This is a genomic window from Mesorhizobium sp. Z1-4, from assembly GCF_004000235.1.
Classification (GTDB): Bacteria; Pseudomonadota; Alphaproteobacteria; order Rhizobiales; family Rhizobiaceae; genus RCIO01.
Window position 1 is genome coordinate 129,700 of record NZ_RCIO01000004.1, and the last position, 19,612, is coordinate 149,311.

16 protein-coding genes are annotated in these 19,612 nt (G+C 62.6%); 11 read left to right on the forward strand and 5 right to left on the reverse strand.

The features are described from left to right. Positions 1-61: 61 nt before the first annotated feature. The 3 genes from glmU to EP165_RS15165 all read left to right on the forward strand — a co-directional run bounded on the left by glmU (position 62) and on the right by EP165_RS15165 (position 4,155). Positions 62-1,417 (forward strand): bifunctional UDP-N-acetylglucosamine diphosphorylase/glucosamine-1-phosphate N-acetyltransferase GlmU, encoded by a 1,356-nt coding sequence (gene glmU, locus EP165_RS15155; protein WP_127523677.1) that lies wholly within the window; start codon positions 62-64, stop codon positions 1,415-1,417. 111 nt (positions 1,418-1,528) lie between these two features. Beyond that, positions 1,529-3,352 carry a glutamine--fructose-6-phosphate transaminase (isomerizing) gene (glmS, locus tag EP165_RS15160; protein ID WP_127523678.1) on the forward strand — a complete coding sequence of 608 codons (1,824 nt, stop codon included), beginning with the start codon at positions 1,529-1,531 and terminating at the stop codon, positions 3,350-3,352. Between the two features lie 101 nt (positions 3,353-3,453). Further along, positions 3,454-4,155 (forward strand): DUF502 domain-containing protein, encoded by a 702-nt coding sequence (locus EP165_RS15165; RefSeq protein WP_127523679.1) that lies wholly within the window; start codon positions 3,454-3,456, stop codon positions 4,153-4,155. Positions 4,156-4,160: 5 nt separating this feature from the next. Here EP165_RS15165 and recG read toward each other — a convergent pair whose 3' ends face one another. Beyond that, positions 4,161-6,269 carry an ATP-dependent DNA helicase RecG gene (gene recG, locus EP165_RS15170; RefSeq protein WP_127523680.1) on the reverse strand — a complete coding sequence of 703 codons (2,109 nt, stop codon included), beginning with the start codon at positions 6,267-6,269 and terminating at the stop codon, positions 4,161-4,163. An 86-nt stretch (positions 6,270-6,355) separates the two neighbouring features. Between recG and EP165_RS15175 the strand changes: the two genes are divergently transcribed. Both EP165_RS15175 and mfd read left to right on the forward strand, forming a co-directional pair. After that, complete coding sequence (locus tag EP165_RS15175; protein WP_127523681.1) at positions 6,356-6,640, forward strand: FAD assembly factor SdhE; 285 nt, start codon at positions 6,356-6,358, stop codon at positions 6,638-6,640. A gap of 4 nt (positions 6,641-6,644) precedes the next feature. Next, positions 6,645-10,145 (forward strand): transcription-repair coupling factor, encoded by a 3,501-nt coding sequence (gene mfd, locus EP165_RS15180; protein WP_127523682.1) that lies wholly within the window; start codon positions 6,645-6,647, stop codon positions 10,143-10,145. A gap of 6 nt (positions 10,146-10,151) precedes the next feature. Here the strand turns inward: mfd and EP165_RS15185 are convergent, their stop codons facing one another. Beyond that, the gene (locus EP165_RS15185; protein ID WP_127523683.1) at positions 10,152-10,835 is read right to left on the reverse strand and encodes a DsbA family oxidoreductase; all 684 of its coding nucleotides are present in this window, start codon (positions 10,833-10,835) and stop codon (positions 10,152-10,154) included. Between the two features lie 12 nt (positions 10,836-10,847). Next, entirely contained in the window at positions 10,848-12,662 is a 1,815-nt protein-coding gene (locus tag EP165_RS15190; protein ID WP_245440172.1) for an extracellular solute-binding protein, read from the reverse strand. A gap of 296 nt (positions 12,663-12,958) precedes the next feature. Here EP165_RS15190 and EP165_RS15195 point away from each other — a divergent pair, with 296 nt between their 5' ends. Beyond that, positions 12,959-13,528, forward strand: coding sequence for an invasion associated locus B family protein (locus EP165_RS15195; RefSeq protein ID WP_245440176.1), 570 nt, complete (start codon positions 12,959-12,961; stop codon positions 13,526-13,528). A gap of 75 nt (positions 13,529-13,603) precedes the next feature. Here EP165_RS15195 and hspQ read toward each other — a convergent pair whose 3' ends face one another. Further along, on the reverse strand, positions 13,604-13,939 hold the full coding sequence (gene hspQ, locus EP165_RS15200) for a heat shock protein HspQ (RefSeq protein ID WP_206075922.1): 336 nt from the start codon (positions 13,937-13,939) through the stop codon (positions 13,604-13,606). 133 nt (positions 13,940-14,072) lie between these two features. Here hspQ and EP165_RS15205 point away from each other — a divergent pair, with 133 nt between their 5' ends. Further along, a complete protein-coding gene (locus EP165_RS15205; protein WP_127523685.1) occupies positions 14,073-15,035 on the forward strand; it encodes an AEC family transporter in 963 nt (320 codons plus the stop codon). Here the strand turns inward: EP165_RS15205 and EP165_RS15210 are convergent. Beyond that, on the reverse strand, positions 15,012-16,223 hold the full coding sequence (locus EP165_RS15210) for a UbiH/UbiF family hydroxylase (protein WP_127523686.1): 1,212 nt from the start codon (positions 16,221-16,223) through the stop codon (positions 15,012-15,014). The genes EP165_RS15205 and EP165_RS15210 overlap by 24 nt on opposite strands. Positions 16,224-16,305: 82 nt before the next feature. Here EP165_RS15210 and EP165_RS15215 point away from each other — a divergent pair, with 82 nt between their 5' ends. From EP165_RS15215 to EP165_RS15230, 4 genes are read left to right on the forward strand one after another with little or no spacing between them, the layout of a single operon-like run. Beyond that, the gene (locus EP165_RS15215; RefSeq protein WP_127523687.1) at positions 16,306-17,169 is read left to right on the forward strand and encodes a DUF2182 domain-containing protein; all 864 of its coding nucleotides are present in this window, start codon (positions 16,306-16,308) and stop codon (positions 17,167-17,169) included. 18 nt (positions 17,170-17,187) lie between these two features. Then, entirely contained in the window at positions 17,188-17,802 is a 615-nt protein-coding gene (locus EP165_RS15220) for a DUF1326 domain-containing protein (RefSeq protein ID WP_127523688.1), read from the forward strand. Then, the gene (pcsA, locus tag EP165_RS15225) at positions 17,799-18,575 is read left to right on the forward strand and encodes a phosphatidylcholine synthase (protein ID WP_164743060.1); all 777 of its coding nucleotides are present in this window, start codon (positions 17,799-17,801) and stop codon (positions 18,573-18,575) included. Before EP165_RS15220 ends, pcsA begins: the two co-directional genes overlap by 4 nt. After that, the gene (locus EP165_RS15230; RefSeq protein WP_127523690.1) at positions 18,572-19,549 is read left to right on the forward strand and encodes a quinone oxidoreductase family protein; all 978 of its coding nucleotides are present in this window, start codon (positions 18,572-18,574) and stop codon (positions 19,547-19,549) included. Before pcsA ends, EP165_RS15230 begins: the two co-directional genes overlap by 4 nt. Positions 19,550-19,612: the final 63 nt, after the last annotated feature.

The window sequence follows — 19,612 nt, forward strand, 5'->3', positions numbered from 1 at the left end:
GCCGCGCGGGTGTTAAAGCTTGCCGCCAACTGTCGAGGCCGATTCTAAGCCGGAGCCTTCCATGACGACCGACCGATCCTGCCTGTGCGTGGTTCTTGCCGCCGGTGAGGGTACACGGATGAGAAGCGCACTGCCCAAAGTGCTGCACCCGATCGGCGGACTGCCGATGGTCGGGCATGTGATCAGGGCAGCGAAGGAAGTCGGGGCCGAAATTGTGGCCGTCACCGGCAGTGGCGGCGACGAGGTGGATGCCGCGATCGAACGGCTGGCGCCGCAAACTGAGTATTTCCGCCAGCAGGACCGCCTGGGAACGGGCCACGCGGTGCTGACGGCACGTGCTGCCATCGAGCGCGGTTATGACGACATTCTTGTCGTGTTCGGCGATGCGCCGCTTGTCGATCCCTCGGTGTTGCGCTCCGCGCGCGGCGGGCTCGCGGCCGGCGCCGACGTGGTCGTGGTCGGTTTCCGGACCGCCGAGCCTACCGGCTACGGACGGCTGATCGAAGCCGACGGACGGCTGGCCGCGATCCGCGAGGAGCGTGACTGTTCTGACGAAGAAAAACTCATAACCTATTGTAATGGCGGCCTTATTGCCTTTTCGGGAAAGCATGCGCTCGAGCTGCTGGACCGGATCGGAAACGACAACGCCAAACACGAATATTATCTTACCGACATTGTCGAGATCGCCAATGAGGATGGGCTGGTCGTTGTCGCCGTGGAAGCGCCTTTCGAAAGTGTGCTCGGCATCAACAACAAGGCCGAACTGGCTGCGGCGGAAAATATCTGGCAGCAGCGCCGCCGTCGCGCCGCAATGCTGTCCGGCGTAACGCTGCTGGCACCCGAGACAGTGTTCTTTTCGCACGACACCGAAATCGGCGCCGATACGCTGGTGGAACCGAATGTCGTGTTCGGCCCGAATGTACGCATCGCCGGCGGCGCGACGATTCGTGCATTTTCGCACATTGCCGGGGCAACAATCGCCGAGGGGGCGGAGGTTGGGCCGTTTGCGCGGCTGCGGCCGGGTGCCAAGCTGGGTGAGGCGTCCAAGGTCGGCAATTTCTGCGAAGTGAAAAACGCCGACGTGGCGTCGGGCGCCAAGATCAACCATCTGACCTATGTCGGCGATGCCGTGGTGGGCGCACGGGCGAATCTGGGCGCCGGCACGATCACCTGCAACTATGACGGCTTTTCCAAACATCTGACGCAGATCGGCGCGGGTGCTTTCATCGGCTCGAACTCATCGCTGGTGGCGCCGGTGAAAATCGGCGCAAACGCGTATGTCGCCTCCGGAAGCGTGATCACCTCCAGCGTACCGGACGACGCGCTGGCCATCGGCCGGTCGCGCCAGGAGAACAAGGAAGGCCGGGCCGAGATGCTGCGGCGCAGGCTGGCGGCGCACAAATCGGGCAACAAGTAACCGGGTCGCAACCAGTTTCTGCGACATTACGTAACGATATTTGAGTTTTGTCCCGATCCGTCACCGCATAGCAAGGCGGTCGAGTTGAGGACGGGCGAGGAAGGCTAGGCCATGTGCGGCATCGTTGGCATTATCGGGCACACACCCGTTGCACCATTGATCGTGGATGCGCTGAAACGGCTTGAGTACCGCGGTTACGATTCCGCCGGCGTCGCCACCATTGAAGGCGGCGCGCTCGACCGCCGCCGTGCCGAAGGCAAGCTCGTCAATCTCGAACAGCGCATCGGCGAAGCGCCGCTGGGCGGCCTGATCGGCATCGGCCATACCCGCTGGGCCACGCATGGCGTGCCGAACGAGACCAACGCGCATCCGCATTTCTCGCGCGACGTTGCTATCGTGCACAACGGGATCATCGAAAACTTCGCCGAACTGCGCGATGAACTGGCCGCAGACGGCTACGAGTTTGCCTCGCAGACCGATACCGAAGTCGTCGCGCATCTGATCGCGCGCGAAATCGATCGCGGCGCAGCTCCGGTGGATGCCGCACACAAGGCGCTGTCGCGCCTCGAAGGCGCGTTTGCCCTGGCGATCATGTTCCGTGGCGACGATGATCTTCTGATCGGCGCACGCAACGGCCCGCCGCTCGCTGTCGGCCATGGCGACGGCGAAATGTTTCTCGGCTCCGACGCCATCGCGCTGGCACCCTTCACCGATTCCATCACCTATCTGGAAGACGGCGACTGGGTGGTCATCCGCCGCAAGGAACTGCGCATATTCGACATGGCCGGCAATCCGGTCGAGCGTGCCCGCCAGAAGTCGGTCGGCACCAGCTACCTGGTCGACAAGGGCAACCACCGGCATTTCATGCAGAAGGAAATCTTCGAGCAGCCGGAAGTGATCTCGCATACGCTCGCGCACTACCTCGATTTTTCCGCCGGCACCGCCCGCGACATGGCGATGCCGTTCGACTTCGCCAACATGGACCGGCTGGCGATCTCGGCCTGCGGTACCGCCTACCTGGCGGGGCTGATCTCTAAATACTGGTTCGAGCGCATCGCGCGGCTGCCGGTCGACATCGATATCGCGTCGGAGTTCCGCTACCGCGAGGCGCCGATGAACGGCCGCATGGGAGCGATGTTCATTTCGCAGTCGGGCGAAACGGCCGACACGCTGGCATCATTGCGTTATTGCCGCGACAACAACGTGCCGATCGCCTCGATCGTGAATGTGCCGGAATCCACAATCGGCCGTGAATCCAACGGCGTCTTTCCAACACTCGCCGGCCCGGAGATCGGCGTCGCCTCCACCAAGGCGTTCACCTGCCAGCTTTCGGTGCTGGCCTCGCTCGCGGTGCGCGCGGCGCGCCAGCGCGGCCACATCTCGGCCGAACGCGAAAAGACGCTGGTGCGCGAGCTTTCCGAGGCTCCGCGCTTTGCCAGCCAGGTGCTGCATCTCGACGACCAGATCGAGAAGGTGGCGCGGGAACTCTCGCAGGTGCGCCACGTGCTTTATCTCGGGCGCGACACCAACTTCCCGCTCGCCATGGAAGGCGCGCTGAAGCTCAAGGAAATCTCTTACATCCATGCCGAAGGCTACGCCGCCGGCGAACTGAAACACGGACCGATCGCGCTGATTGACGAGACCATGCCGGTGATCGTGATCGCACCGCATGACCGCATCTTCGAAAAGACGGTTTCGAACATGCAGGAGGTCGCCGCGCGCGGCGGACGTATCATCCTGATCACCGACAAGCGCGGGGCCGACAAGGCAACGGTGGATACGCTCGAGACAATCGTGCTGCCGGACATGCCCGAGATCATCGCGCCGATCATCTATGCGCTGCCGATCCAGATGCTCGCCTATCATACGGCCGTGCATATGGGCACCGATGTCGACCAGCCGCGCAATTTGGCAAAATCGGTGACGGTGGAGTAGCAACCGCCACGGTTCGACCTACATTCCTGTTCAAATAGCACCTGGCGTACACTATGCTGCGCCGCCTAAGCGCAATCCCGACAGTCGAGCCCCAGCCATTGATGACCCGTATCAGAAACTACTTCCTCACGGGATTCATCGTGACGGCGCCGCTGGCGATTACCGCCTATCTCGCCTGGTCGTTCATCGGCTGGGTGGACTCGTGGGTGAAGCCCTATATTCCGGCGCGCTACAACCCTGACAACTATCTGCCTTTCGCCGTTCCGGGCTTCGGCCTGATCGTCGCCATCGTGCTGATAACGCTGGTCGGTTTTCTGACCGCAAACTTCATCGGCCGCTCGATCGTGCGTTATGGCGAATACCTGCTCGACCGTATGCCGCTCGTGCGCAGCATCTATCGCGGCCTGAAGCAGATTTTCGAGACGATCCTCTCCAATCAGGCCGAGACGTTCAACAAGGTCGCGATGATCGAATATCCGCGCCGCGGTGCCTGGTCGATCGTATTCGTGTCGAGCGAAAAGCAGAACCAGGTCACCCGCATGCTGGACCCGAAACAGAAGGACTCGATTGCGGTCTTTCTGCCGTCGACACCGAACCCGACGACCGGCTTTCTGATGTATGTGCCACGTGAGGACGTGATCGAACTGTCGCTGTCGGTGGAAGAGGCTGCCAAGCTGGTGATTTCCGCCGGCCTTGTGGTGCCTGACGAAAACCAGAAGCGGCTGGCGGAAATGGCTGCGTCGGCCAAACGCAGGAAGGGCGCAGAACCGGCCGAAACGGTTACGCCCAAAGACGCCGCCTAGAGCGGCTAGCCCGATCGCAGAAGCCGGACGGCTTCGTCCCTCCCGAACAGGTAAAGCAGGTAGCGCAACGCCTTGCCGCGCGCAGTTTCCAGTCCCGGATCGTTGTGCAGCAGGAGCCTGGCATCGTCGCGCGCGGTCTCCAGCAGATCCGCATGGAGCTCAAGCCGGGCGACCTGAAATCCGGGCATGCCCGACTGCCTGGTGCCCAGAACCTCGCCTTCACCGCGCAACCGCAGATCTTCTTCCGCGATGACAAAGCCGTCTTCGGTGTCGCGCATCACCGACAGCCGCGCCTTGGCGACCTCGCCGAGCGGGTTCTTGTAGAGAAGCACGCAGCTCGAGGGGCTGTCGCCACGGCCGACGCGCCCACGCAGCTGGTGCAGCTGTGCAAGCCCGAACCGCTCGGCATGCTCGATCACCATGATTGTTGCGTCCGGCACGTCGACGCCGACCTCGACGACTGTTGTCGCTACCAGAATGCGCGTATCGCCATCGCGGAAGGCCAGCATGGCTGCGTCCTTTTCCGGTCCCGGCATGCGGCCATGGACAAGGCCGACCTGACCGCGAAAAACCTTCTCAAGCGTGGCAAACCGGTCCAGCGCCGACGTCAGACCGACAACTTCGGATTCCTCCACCAGCGGGCAAATCCAGAACACCTTTTCGCCGCGCGCAATCGCCTCGCCAATGCGCGCCACGAGTTCGCCGAGCCGCTCCATCGGCATGGTGACGGTGGTAACGGGTTTGCGGCCGGCCGGCTTTTCTGTGAGGCGCGACACTTCCATGTCGCCGAATGAAGTGAGCACCAACGTACGCGGGATGGGCGTGGCGGTCATGACCAGCATGTCGGGCATCTCGCCCTTGGCGGAAATGGCAAGCCGCTGGTGGACGCCGAAACGATGCTGCTCGTCGATCACCGCAAGCCCTAGATCGCGATATTCGACCGCCTCCTGGAATAGCGCATGCGTGCCGATCACGATGTCGGCTTCGCCGGAAGCGATCCTGGCCAGAGTTGCGTTGCGTTCCTTGCCCTTGGCTCGGCCGGTGAGAAGCACGGCGGTGAGCCCGGCCTTTTCCGCCAAGGGCGCAATGGTGGCCAGATGCTGCCTGGCGAGAATTTCGGTCGGGGCCATGAGTGCCGACTGCGTGCCGGCTTCGGCGGCGCGCGCCATGGCGAGCAGCGCAACGACCGTCTTGCCCGCGCCGACATCGCCCTGAAGCAGCCGAAGCATGCGCTCCGGTTTTTCGAGGTCGGCATGGATCTCGTCGATAGCCGTGAGCTGCGAACGGGTGAGCGAATAGGGCAGGGCGTCCCGCAGCTTCTGTTCGATCCGGCCGTCGCCGGCAAGCGGCCGCCCTGACATCTTGTGCGTACGCGCACGAACGAGCCGCAGCGCAAGCTGGCCGGCGAGCAACTCGTCATAGGCAAGCCGCCGCCAGGCAGGGCCGTCGGGAAGGGCGTCGGCCGGATCTTCAGGCCGGTGAAGCGCCGCGAGCGCCGGGCGCAACGCCGGGAACGAGAGCCGCTCGAGCACTGCCTTTTCCTGCCATTCCGGCAGATCGGGCAGGCGGATCAGGGATTGCGCTATGGCCCGCGCGAGAACCTTGGATGAGAGCCCGGCCGTGAGCGGGTAGACAGGCTCGATCAGCGGCAGGCTGGCGGCTTCCGCCGCGCTCACCATGTGGTCGGGATGAACCATTGAGGGGCGGCCGTTGAACCATTCCATGCGGCCGCTGACGACGACGTTCTCGCCGACCGGGAGTATTTTTTCCAGCCATTGCGCTCGGGCATGAAAGAATGTGAGCGCAATCTCGCCGGTCTCGTCGAACGCAAAGACCCGATAAGGCACGTTGGGCCGCCCGCGCGGCGAAGGCTGGTGCCTGTCCACGGTAAGGTCGAGCGTTACGATCGCGCCTTCTGGCGAAGCCGCAATGCCGGGCCGCTTGCGCCGGTCGATTACCGCGTGCGGCAGCACGAAAAGAAGATCGCCGACGCGCGCCTCGCGACCGCCGAGATCGGCCGGTATGACATGCTCCAGCAGATCAGCGACTTTCGGCCCGACCCCGTCGAGTGTCGTGACAGGTGCAAACAGCGGATCGAGCAGGGGCGGGCGCATGGCTGAACCATATGTCCGAAAGCGCACCGCGCAAGGCTGACAGCCACATTGTTCCACTGTATATCCGCGCTGCCGACAGGAATCCGATGACCGAACTCGCCAGACAGACAGACACCGACCTCGAAACGCGCCGCCGCCGCGCACGCTTTCGCGCCTGGCATCGCGGCATGCGCGAAGCCGACCTGATTCTGGGCCGCTTCGCCGACGAGTATATAGCGGGCATGGACGAGACGCGGATGGACGAGTTCGAAACGTTGCTGGAAGTGCCTGACGGGGACCTTCTGAAATGGATGACCGGTGAGCAGCCGGTGCCGCCCGCATTCGATACCCGGCTGTTCCGCGATATCCGCGCGACGGCGTCCAAGCTGTAACAACATGAAACTCATCGATCCGATCCGGCCGAAAGGCTCGAACAGCAGACCTGTCGTCGTCAGCGGCGTTGCCGACGGCTATGAGGCCTTCGCGCTTGCCGCCCTCGTCGAAGGTCTCGACCGTGATGCGCCATTGCTTTTCGTGGTGCGGGATGGGCAGCGTATTCCTTCCTTGCGCGAGGCACTGGCCTTCGCGGTTCCATCGCTCCCGGTGCTGGAATTGCCGGCCTGGGACTGCCTGCCTTACGACCGTGTTTCGCCCGGCGCCGACGCCGCGGCGCGGCGCCTCGACGCGATGACCGCAATGGCTGCGTTGAAGGAAAAACCGCACCGCGCGGTCGTGATCGCGACCGCGAATGCGGTGCTGCAGCGCATGCCGGCGATGGAGGTGATCGCAGCCGATCAGTTCGTCGCCCGCGCCGGCAACCAGGTGCAGATGGAAGCGCTTGTCGCGCGGCTGGAAGCGGGCGGGTTCGACCGCGCTTCGACCGTGCGCGAGGTCGGCGAATATGCCGTGCGCGGCGGTATTCTGGACCTTTACGCGCCGGGTGCACCGGAGCCGCTGCGGCTCGATTTCTTCGGCGACACGCTGGAATCGGTGCGCGCCTTCGATGCAGCGACGCAGCGCACGACCGGCCAGCGCAAGGAGTTTCGAATGGGCGCAATGAGCGAGGTTTCGCTCTCGCCCGAAACGATCGCGCGTTTCCGCCGCAGCTATATCGAGGCTTTCGGCGCGCCGGCGCGCGACGATGCACTTTATGCGGCGATCAGCGAAGGCCGCCGCTTCGCCGGCATGGAGCACTGGCTGCCCTTCTTTCATGAGCGGCTGGAAACGGTGTTCGATTATCTGCCGGATGCGCCGGTTGTATTCGATCATCTGGCGCATGACGCCCTCAAGCAACGCTACGATCAGATCAAGGAACATTACGAGGCGCGGCTCGCGCAATCGTCAGGGTCGGCGCTGGCCGATGCGGTACCCTACAAGCCGGTGAAACCGGACGCGCTCTATATGTCGCCGGAAGCTGTCGACCGGACAGTGCGTGAGCGCCGGCTGTTCGAGTTCAGCGCCTTCGAGACGCCCGAAACCAGCGATCGCGTGATCATGCAGGCCGGCGCGCATGCCGGCCGCAATTTTTCCGCAGAACGTGCCGATCCTGGCCGCAACGTCTTCGACGAGGCGGTGAAACTGATCCGCGGCCATGTAACTGCGGGCCGTCGGGTGCTGATCGCGGGCTGGAGCGAAGGTTCGCTCGACCGCATGGCGCAGATTCTCGGCGAACATCACCTGCAGGACCTCGACCGCGTGGCCACGCTGGAAGAGCTTGGCAAGCTGCCGGAGCGGCATATCGGCCTCGGCGTGTTGCCGCTCGAAGCCGGTTTCGAAACGGCGAAGCTCGCCGTGGTGGCCGAACAGGACATCCTCGGCGACCGGCTGATCAGGCGCAGCAAACGCCGCAAGGGCGCCAATGTCATCTCCGAAGTGGCTGGGCTGGCGGCGGGCGACATCGTCGTCCACGCCGATCATGGCATCGGACGGTTTGTCGGCCTGAAAACCATCGAAGCGGTCGGCGCGCCCCATGACTGCCTGGAATTGCGTTACGCCGGCGATGACCGGCTTTATCTGCCGGTCGAAAACATCGAGCTTCTGTCGCGCTACGGCTCGGAGGCAGCAGAAGCACAGTTGGACAGGCTGGGCGGCGGCGCCTGGCAGGCGCGCAAGGCGAAACTGAAACGGCGCCTGCTCGATATGGCGGGCCAGCTGATCAACCTGGCAGCCGAACGCCAGACCCGCGGCGCGCCGGTGCTGACGCCGCCGGACGGGCTTTATTCGGAGTTTGCCGCGCGTTTCCCCTATGACGAGACGGAAGACCAGCAGAACGCAATCGACTCCGTGGTCGACGACCTGTCCAACGGCCGGCCGATGGACCGGCTGATCTGCGGCGATGTCGGCTTCGGCAAGACCGAGGTGGCGCTGCGCGCCGCATTCGTCGCGGTCATGGGCGGGCTGCAGGTGGCCGTGGTGGTGCCGACAACGCTGCTGGCGCGCCAGCATTTCAAGACCTTCTCCCAGCGTTTCGCCGGCCTGCCGGTCAAAGTGCGGCAGGCGTCGCGGCTGGTGAACTCGAAGGAGCTGGCGGAGAACAAGAAGGGTCTTGCCGACGGTACGGTGGATATCGTGGTCGGCACACATGCGCTGCTGGGCGCGTCGGTCACCTTCAAGAATCTCGGTCTCCTGATCATCGACGAAGAGCAGCATTTCGGCGTCAAGCACAAGGAGCGCCTGAAGGAGCTCAAATCGGACGTGCATGTGCTGACGCTTTCGGCAACGCCAATCCCCCGCACGCTGCAACTGGCCTTGAGCGGGGTACGCGAGCTGTCGCTGATCGCCACGCCGCCGGTCGACCGCATGGCGGTGCGCACTTTCATTTCGCCCTTCGACACGCTGGTGATCCGAGAGACGCTGCTGCGTGAGCGTTATCGCGGCGGCCAGAGTTTTTATGTCGTGCCGCGAATCTCGGATCTGGAGGAAGTGCGCAACTTCCTGCAGGAACATGTGCCGGAGCTGAAGGTTGCGACCGCCCATGGCCAGCTGGCGGCGGGCCAGCTCGACGACATCATGAACGCCTTCTACGAGGGCCAGTACGATGTGCTGCTGTCCACGACGATCGTGGAATCCGGCCTCGATATCCCGACCGCGAACACGCTGATCGTGCATCGCGCCGACATGTTCGGTCTGGCACAACTATATCAGCTGCGCGGCCGCGTCGGGCGCTCCAAGCTGAGGGCCTATGCGCTGTTCACGCTGCCGGCCAACAAGACGCTGACGGCAACCGCCGAGCGCCGGCTTAAGGTGCTACAGTCGCTCGATACGCTGGGTGCGGGCTTTCAGCTCGCCAGCCACGATCTCGACATTCGCGGCGCCGGCAATCTGCTCGGCGAAGAACAGTCCGGCCATATCCGCGAGGTCGGTTTCGAGCTTTACCAGCAAATGCTGGAGGAGGCGGTCGCCGAAATGCGCGGCCAGACCGATGCCGCCGACACCACCTGGTCGCCACAGATCACCGTCGGCACGGCAGTGATGATCCCCGAAAGCTACGTACCGGACCTGCAGCTGCGGCTCGGCCTCTATCGCCGTCTCGGCGAGATCGACAACGCGCAGGACATCGATGCTTTCGGCGCGGAGCTGATCGACCGTTTCGGCCCGCTGCCGGACGAGGTCGAGCATCTGCTGAAGATCGTCTACATCAAGGCGCTCTGCCGCCGTGCCAATGTCGAAAAGCTGGACGCGGGACCCAAGGGCGTGGTGGTGCATTTCCGCAAGCGCGAGTTTGCCGAACCGGCCGGCCTCATCCGCTTCATCGGCGAACAGGGCTCACTGGCCAAGATCCGGCCCGACCAGAGCGTCGTGTTCACGCGCGACTGGCCGAATGCCGAGAAACGCCTTGCAGGCTCGGCAGTGATCGTCACGCAGCTGGTGAAGCTGATCGAGAAAAAGGCCGCCTGATCGCGGCTATTGCGGTGGTTCGTCGAGCGTGCCGTCGGCCTTTGCCGCAGCGACCCGGCTGATGGCGTCAGCCAGCATCGCCGCATCCTGCGCGCCGACGACCGCATAACGGCTTTCCAACAGAAAACACGGCACACCGGTGATGCCCATGCGCTGGGCGGTTTCGATTTCGGCCCGCACGGCCTCCCGGTCGGAATCGGTTGCAAGCAGTGTTTCGACGATCGCGGCATCCATGCCGGCCTTGCCGGCGACATCGATCAGAACCTCGTGGTCGCCGACATTACGCCCCTGTTCGAAGAACGCGCTGAACAGTTCAGTGACCACCTCGTCCTGTCGGTTGGTTTCGGAACTCCCGGCCCAGCGGATGACGCGGTGCGCATCGAGCGTGTTGGGCGAAACCTCGATGTCGCCCAGCGCGAAGTCGATCCCGTCGTCGCGCGAGGCTTCCAGCATCTGGGCATGCGCCTGCTTCAGCCGCTCCTCACCGCCGAACTTCGCGATCATGTATTGTTTCCGGTCGAGCCCCTCGGGCGGGATCGTTGCGTCGAGCTGGTAGGGACGCCAGCGTACGGTGACGTCAACATCTGGCACCGCCGCGATGGCCCTGGCCAGCCGCTTCTTGCCAATGAAACACCACGGACAGACGACATCGGAGATGACGTCGACCGAGATGCCGGTTTTTTCGGTCATGAAGCGCTCCGTCTATTGAGGCGGGCGGCTGCCATCGTCCCACCATGTCGGAAACTGCTCGCCATAGATCGGCGTGTAGCCCGACTGATTGATGTTTGCCCAGTGCGCGATCCACTGGTCCGGCTGATGATAAAGCGGCACCACATAAAAGCCGCTCAAAAGAACGCGATCATAGGCGCGTACTGCAACTTCGAAATCCGCGCGGTCGCGCGCCGAGACGATCTGTTCGATCAACGCATCGATCGCGGGGTTCTTCACGCCCGCGAAATTGTAGGTGCCGTCCTGGTCCGCGGCGCCTGAACCCCAGCGAAAGGCCTGCTCCACACCCGGCGACAGTGAGGATGTGTAATTCATCAGCATCGTGTCGAAATCATAGACGCGCTGCCGCTGAAGGAACTGCGCCGAATCCACCGAACGGATGGTGGCCTCGATGCCAAGCTGGCCCAGCGTACGCTGCCAGGCAATCGCCAGCGGTTCGCCGCTTTTGCCGTTGAGCATGATCTCGAAAGTAAGCTGCTTGCCGTCCGGGGCCATCATCTTGCCGTCGGTGAGCGTGTAGCCGGCCTGGCGAAGGGCATCGAGCCCGTTCTTCAGGAAGGCCCGGTCGCGACCACTGCCATCCGATTTCGGCGGCGCCCATTCGCCGGCCATGATTTCGGGCACGACCGCTTCGGGGAAGGGGGCGAGCAGCGCCTTCTCCGCATCGTCGGCCGGGCGGCCGCTGGACGAAAGCGGGGAGCCGTCGAAATAGCTTTTCGTGCGCGTGTAGGCGTCGGCGTAAAGGTTCTTGTTCGCCCATTCGAAATCGAACAGGCCGGCAATGGCGCGCCGCACCTCACGGTCTGCGAAAACCGGCCGGCGCACATTCATCACAAAACCATACATGCCCGAAGGCGTGCCGGTCTCGAACTCGGATTGTTTGATTTTTCCTTCGGTGACGGCCGGAAAATCATAACCGCTCGCCCAGCGCAGCGGATCGGACTCGGGATAAATGTCGATGATGCCTTTCTTGAAGGCTTCGAAGATGGAGTTGGCATCACGGAAATAGTTGATGCGGATTTCGTCGTAATTGTCGAAGCCGCGCTTTGAAGGCAGGTCCTTCGCCCAATAGTCGGGGTTGCGTTTCATGATCACGACTTCGCCCGGCCGGACGCTGTCGACGACATAAGGTCCGGAGCCGGTGAGCGGCTCAAGCGAGGATTTGTCGAAATTTTCGGCGTCCGTCGCGTGCGCGGGCAGGATCGGCAGCATGGCCAGCAGCAACGGGGTCTCGCGGTCGGCCTTGTCGTTGAAGGTCAACCTCAGGCCGCGCTCACCGACCTTCTCCATCTTGTCCACCCGGCCGATCCAGGCCTTGTAGATGGGCCGCCCCTTCTCGCTGAGCAGTTTGTAGCTGAAGATAACGTCCTCCACCGTCACCGGCTCGCCGTCGGAGAAGCGCGCATCGGCATTGAGCGTGAACTCGACGAAGGTGCGGTCGGCGTCGGTCTCGACCGATTCAGCCAGCAACGGATAAAGCGTGAAGGGCTCGTCGCGCGAGCGCAGCATCAGCGTGTCGAAGACGTTGTTTCCGAAAGCGGCATCGAACAGGCCGCGCGCGCCGTCGCCCAGCACGATGAACGGGTTGAGGCTGTCGAAACTGCCTTGCCAGCCATAGCTGATTCGACCGCCCTTGGGTGCACCGGGATTGGCGTATGGAAAGGCCTCGAAATCCGCGGGCAGTGCCGGCTCGCCGTGCATGGCAAGCGCGTGCATGGGCTCAGACGTGGCAAACTGGGCGCTCGCCAGAAGGAACGTCGAGGCAATCACGGCAGGCAGAATGCGCATCTGTGGGTGTTCTCCGCTCATTGGAAATGGGTATTCGAGGTGGTGTCGAAGCGCAGCTCCGTTCTTAACCGAGTATGGACGAAATCGGGCTGTGTGTCGAAATCACACTGGATTTGGCATATCGCGCGTTGTAACAGGCGCACCAAGTCATGCTGTTGCCTCATTTGGCCAACAACCAAGCGTGGAAAGAGGGTGGGCAACAGCCGCCTCCGCGTCTGACAAAGGGAAACGACACCATGAAACTCCGGACGACCATCGCGAGCCGCGCAGCGGCCACAGCCATTGCCGCAGCGGCGATGCTTGCTGGCGGCATGACTGGGGCCTGGGCGCAGCAGCAGCCGCAGCTTCCGGAAGGCTGGTTCAAGGCCTGCACCAAGCAGGAAGACGTCGATATCTGCAATGTGCAAAACATCGTCGTTGCCGAGTCCGGTCAGCTCATCACCGGCATCAGCCTGCTCGAGCTGAAGGGCAAGGTCAATCAGCGCGTCTTCCAGATCACCGTGCCTTCGGGCCGTATGGTTCAGCCAGGCATTGCAATGCAGGTCGATGGCGGCCAGGCGCGCAAGATCGACTATGCAATCTGCCTGCCGGACCGCTGCATCGGCGAAGTCGTTCTCAGCGACGAGATCGTCAATTCCTTCAAGCGCGGTTCTTCGCTGACACTGACTTCGGTGAATTTCCAGAACCAGCCGAACCCGATCCAGATTACGCTGGCCGGCTTCACCGATGCCTATGACGGCCCGCCACTGCAGCAGTCGGACATCGAAGACCGCCAGCGCCAGCTCGAAGAGTTCGTGAACAAGAACAATGAAGACTTCCAGCGCAAGCTGCGCGAGGAGCAGGAAAAGGCCAAGGCAGGCAACTGATCCTGCAGTCTGATCTGAAACGAAAAGGCGGGCCGCAAGCCCGCCTTTTTCGTGTCCGGATGAATGCCCGGTCAGCTAATGCTGGGCGTGCGCCTTGGGTTCGTAGCGGCCGTCGGGCGTGATCATGAAAAACTCTTTCACCTGCGGGTGGCGCACCGGGTCTCCTGAAGTGTCCTCCAGCAGGTTCTGCTCCGACACATAGGCGACATACTCGGTCTCGTCGTTCTCGGCGAGCAGATGGTAATAGGGCTGGTCACGGCGCGGCCGAACCTCGGCCGGAATGGACTCGTACCACTCCTCCGTGTTCGCGAACTCCGGATCGATATCGAAGATGATGCCGCGGAACGGGAACAGCCGGTGACGAACCACCTGTCCCAGACCAAAACGCGCGACCCTCACATTGCCGTCCATGATAATGCTCCTTGCGCATTTATCTGGCGCAATGCAGCGCACAATTCAATAGTACCTATGCTGCATTGCGGTGGTGCGCTTGACGCCGTACGCGGACTAACGTTAGCCCGGCGGGCATGCAACGAAGGTAACCATGACGGAAATTGTCGGCCTTGTGCTCCCGTTCTTCGGGATGATTTTTCTGGGCTACGCGGTGGCGCGCATCACCAGGCAGCCGCTCGACGCACTGGGCTGGATGAACACCTTCATCATCTATGTCGCGTTGCCGGCACTGTTTTTTCAGCTGCTTTCGAAGACGCCGATCGAAAAACTGACCGAGTTCACCTTCATCTTCGGTTCGGTTTTTTCCACCTTTCTTGTCTTTGCGCTGATGTTCGTCATTTCCGTAATCGCCTCGCGCGGCGAGGTGGCACAAAGCACCGTGAAAGGGCTTGCCGCCGCATACGGCAATATCGGCTTCATGGGGCCGGGTATTGCCCTTCTGGCCTTCGGCGAAGCAGCCGCGGTTCCGGTGGCGCTGATTTTCTGCGTCGAAAACATGATGCATTTCGCCATCGCACCGATGATGATGGCGCTGGCCGGCAGCGACGACAGCCCGCCGCTTGCCGTCGCGCTCAATGTGGTCAGGAAGATCGCGCTTCACCCGTTCATCATCGCCACGGCGGTGGGCGTGAGTGCGGCCGCATTCGAAGTCCGGCCACCGCTGCCGATCGATACCTTGCTCGACTACCTCTCACGCGCGGCGGCGCCATGTGCGCTATTCGCCATGGGCGTGACGCTCGCATTGCGGCCACTCAAACGCCTGCCGCCGGAAATCGGCCTGATCTCTTTTCTCAAACTGTGCGTCCACCCGGCGATCTGCCTGGTTGTCATCAGCCTGGTTGGAAACTTCGATCCCGTCTGGGTCTACACGGCCGTGCTTCTGGCAGCGCTGCCGACGGCAACGAACGTCTTTGTGATCGGCCAGCAATATGGCGTGTGGGTGGAACGCGCATCGGCGACGATCCTCATCACCACCGTGGCTTCCGTCGCAAGCGTGACCTTGCTGCTTTATGTGATCAAAGCCGGCCTGCTACCCGCCGACCTGTTCCCGTGAAGAACGAAAAAGCGAAGAAAAACCGCTACCTGGACGCAGTCCCTCCCGCATCGCAAGATTTCGCAGCGGACCGATTTCGCGCATTGCGGTCAGCCCTGCTGAGCGTGCGATCTGCGCCGGCAGAAAGCTGGAAAGCAGCGAGCGGTTGAGCAGGTTCACGAGGCCCGACCGTGCCGTAACGTCGCCCAGCCTGGACCGCGCATAGGCGTCAAGTGCGGCGGGCGCGCCCGGGTCGTCGCGGTGCGCCTGTGCCGCCAACGCAATATCCTCGACGTCTCGGATACCGAGATTGAGGCCCTGGGCGCCTATCGGCGGAAATACATGCGCGGCCTCGCCAGCGAGCGCGACACGGGCGCGCGCGACCGGCGATGCGGATATCTCCGCCAGCGGATAGACCTGCCGTCCGCCTTCGATTGCGATCTTGCCGAGCATCGACTGCATGCGCTCTTCGATCCGCAGTGCCAGTTCTTCGTTCCCGAGGGCGAGCAGTTCGCGCGCATTGTCCGGTTTGGTGACCCACACGAGGCTGGACCGGTCGCCAGGCAACGGTACCTGCGTAAACGGACCGTCCTCGGTGTGGAACTCGGTCGAGCAGCCCCCATGCGGCCGCTCATGCGCGAAGCTCAACACCAGCGCTGCTTGCGGCAACTCGCGCCGCCGTGCGTTGATGCCGGCAGCCTCGCGCGCCGGCGAATTGCGCCCGTCAGCCGCGACGACCAGCCGAGATCGGATCGTCGCGCCATCTTCAAGAACAGCCTGAGCATAGGAACTGTTTAAATTCCAATCAGTTACCGTCGTTTCTACACGCACTACACCAGCTTGTTCGCTCACCGCCTGCTCAAGCGCAGCATTAAGAACCACATTCGGAACGTTAAGGCCGAACCGCGTTTCGCCGATCTCGGCGGCATGGAAAGTGACCGTCGGGCTGCGTACGAGCCTGCTCGTGGCATCGATGATGCGCATCGTGCGCAGCGGCGCGGCACCGGCGAAGCTCCCGTCATCCAGCCCGAGCGTGGATAGATATGCCAGCGACGGCGCCATGACAGCTGTGGTACGGCGGTCGTCTTTCGGGGCCGGCGGGCCGACAAGCGCCGTTACGAAACCAGCGCGCGCAAGCGCCAGTGCCGCGATCATGCCGACCGGACCGGCGCCGGCTACGAGGATCTGCGTTGATGCCGGGTGCGACATGTGCGACCTCCTGCGTTTCGAAACCGCATATGAACACGAAGCGGCTGCTGTTCAACGTGACGAATTGGCTTAGGGTCGCCTGATGGATCGGGATTTCCAGCATCTGGGTACGGGAGGCAGAACCGTTGCGAGGCTTGCAGGCGAAACCCGCACGCTTGTGCTGGGCAGTGTCTGGCTGGCGGTGGCGCTGGCCTGGCTCGTGCTCTTGTGGACGGCCGCTTCGCTGCCGCCCGCCGCGACCGGACCGGGCGGCTGGCTGATAGAACTGCTGCCGTTTCCCGAAGCGGGCGGACTGCTGGCGGCGTTCGCTCAGCTTTGTCTGTCGCCCGAAACGGCGGCAGGCAGTTTTCCCCGCGCGGCCGCACTGGTTCTGATGTGGTTTTTGATGGCGGTGGCAACCATGCTGCCTTCGGCCGCCCCCATGATCCGCACCTATTGCGAAATCGCCGACACGGCCGCCAGGGCAGAAAAACACGCCGTGCATCCTTGGGTTCTGGTTGCCGGCTATCTTACCGTGTGGCTGGCAGCGGCAGCGGCCTTTGCCGCGCTCACCCTCGGCATACAGGCGGTCGCGCCGGACGATCCGCGCCATGCCGGATGGGTGGCCGCGGCAGCACTTGCACTTGCCGGAGCGTGGCAATTTTCGTCACTCAAGGAAGCCTGCCTGACCAAATGCCGGGCACCTTTCTCGACCCTTTTCGGGCGCTGGTCGAACCGCGCCAGGGGCGTGTACAGGCTGGGCATGGAACAGGGCCTGTGGTGCCTCGGCTGCTGCTGGGCACTGATGCTGGTGATGTTTGCCGTCGGCATCATGAACATCTTCTGGATGGCATTGATCGGCCTGTTCGCAATCGTGGAAAAAACCGGCAATGGCCAGGTGATAGGCCGCATCGCTGGCACGATACTGCTTGTGTGGGCGGTAACGCTGCTTGTAATCTCGGCCTGAACAGGGAGTGAATGACTGATGCGCCAGAAGAGCTGGGCTTTGAAGGGCGAACTCGTACTGTCCTGCAATTGCACGGTTTTTTGCCCCTGCGTTCTGTCGCTGGGCAATCACCCGCCGACCGAGGGCTACTGCCAGACATGGGCGGGCTTCAGGATCGACAAGGGCCACTATGACGACGTCGATCTGTCGGGCATCAATCTCGGCCTGATTATGGAAATCCCCGGTTATATGAGCCGCGGCAACTGGACGGCGGGCCTGTTTCTCGACGAGCGGGCCTCGATCTACGCCGAAAAGGCGATCGGCAAGATCTTCTCCGGCAAGGCGGGCGGCACGACGGGATTGCTCGACATCCTGGTCGGCCAGTTTCTGGGCATCGAGCGCGCGCCGATCAGCTACGAGGTGAAGGACGGCACCCGTATCTTCCAGATCCCCAAGATCATCGACGGCGCGGTGACGCCTATCCCCGGCAAGGAAAACGGCGAAGATACGGTAATCACCAACTCGCAGTACTGGATCGCATCCGAGATCATCGTCGCCAAATCGGACAAGAGCCGCATGCGTGCCTTTGGCCGCAACTGGAACTTTGCCGGACGCTCGGCCGAAATCTGCAAGCTGGACTGGCGCGGCCCGTGACCGGCGAAACCCGGAAGAAAAAACTCTCGGAGCGTTTCCCGCATCCCAAGAAAAAAGTCACCTGGCCGCAGGCCAGGGCTTTTTCGGTTCACCTCCTGACCGCGTCGGGCTCGTTTCTTGCGTTCCTGTCGCTCGTCGCGGCGAGCGAGCAGCGATGGACGGCAATGTTCTGGTGGCTGGGGCTGGCGCTCCTCGTCGATGGTATCGACGGTCCGATTGCGCGAAAGCTCGACGTCAAGGAAGTGCTGCCCACCTGGTCGGGTGAAATGCTCGACAACATCATCGACTATGTAACCTACGTCCTGATACCGGCATTTGCGCTTTACCAGCGCGGTTTCATGGGCGAGGGGCTTTCGTTCGTTTCGGCGGCCATAATCGTGGTGTCGAGCGCGATCTACTATGCCGACACCGGCATGAAGACGAAGGAGAACTTCTTCCGCGGCTTCCCGGTCGTCTGGAACATGGTGGTGTTTTCGCTGTTCGTCACTCAGCCCGGCGAATATGTTTCGTTCTCGGTGGTGCTAATCGCCGCGCTCTTTACTTTTGCGCCGGTGAATTTCCTGCACCCGGTGCGTGTGGTCCGTCTGCGCATGATCAACCTGCCGATTTTCCTCGTCTGGTGCCTGTTTGGTGCGGTCGCACTGTTGCAGGGTATGGAAACCAGCGCGCTGGTCAAAATCGTTATTGCCGTCACCAGCGTTTATCTGTTCTTCGTCGGCGTACTTATGCAGCTCTTCCCGAACCTAGGAAAAACGCAGGATATGGCGACATGATCAAAGCTGTGCGGGTCCACAAACACGGCGGCCCGGAAGTTCTCACTTATGAAGATGTCGAGATCGGCGCTCCGGGTGCCGACGAGGTACGTATTCGCCACACCGCGATCGGCCTCAATTTCATCGACTGTTATTTCCGCACGGGGCTCTACCCCGCGCCGAACGGGCTGCCTTTCATCCCTGGCAACGAAGCTGCAGGCGAAGTCGTCGCGCTGGGCGATGGTGTGTCCGGTCTCGCGGTTGGCGACCGTGTCGCCTATGCCGGGCCTTTGGGCGCCTACGCCGAGGAACGCAACATCGCCGCCGACCGTATCGTGAAACTGCCCGATGCGATCGGCGACGAGAATGCGGCCGCTATGATGCTGAAGGGCATGACGGCGGAATACCTGCTCTTGCGCACCTACCCGGTGAAGGCCGGCGACACGCTCCTGTGCCACGCCGCTGCCGGCGGCGTCGGCCTGATTCTCGGACAATGGGCCAAGCATCTCGGGGCAACGATCATCGGCACCGCCGGCTCGCCTGAAAAGGTGGCGCTCGCCAAGGCGCACGGCTACGACCACGTGATCGACTATTCCAGCGACAATTTTGTCGAGGCCGTTGCCGATCTCACCGGCGGCAAGAAATGCGATGTGGTCTACGATTCGGTCGGCAAGGATACGTTTGAAGGTTCGCTCGACTGCCTGAAGCCGCGCGGAATGTTCGTTTCCTTCGGCAATGCATCGGGCCCGGTGCCGCCATTCGCACCGACGCTGCTTTCGCAGAAGGGGTCGCTCTATGTGACCCGGCCGACGCTCTTCACCTACATAGCAACGCGCCCCGAGCTTGAAGCCTCGGCCGGTGCGCTCTTTGACGTGGTGGCAGGTGGCATCGTGAAGATCAACGTCAACCAGCGCTACAGGCTTCAGGATGCCGGACAGGCGCACAGCGACCTGGAAAACCGCAAGACCAGCGGGGCGACTGTTTTGCTCACATAGATAATCGGAAGCGATTGACCCCGGATTTCTTGAAGGTCTTTCACGACGACGCCGCTTCCGGCA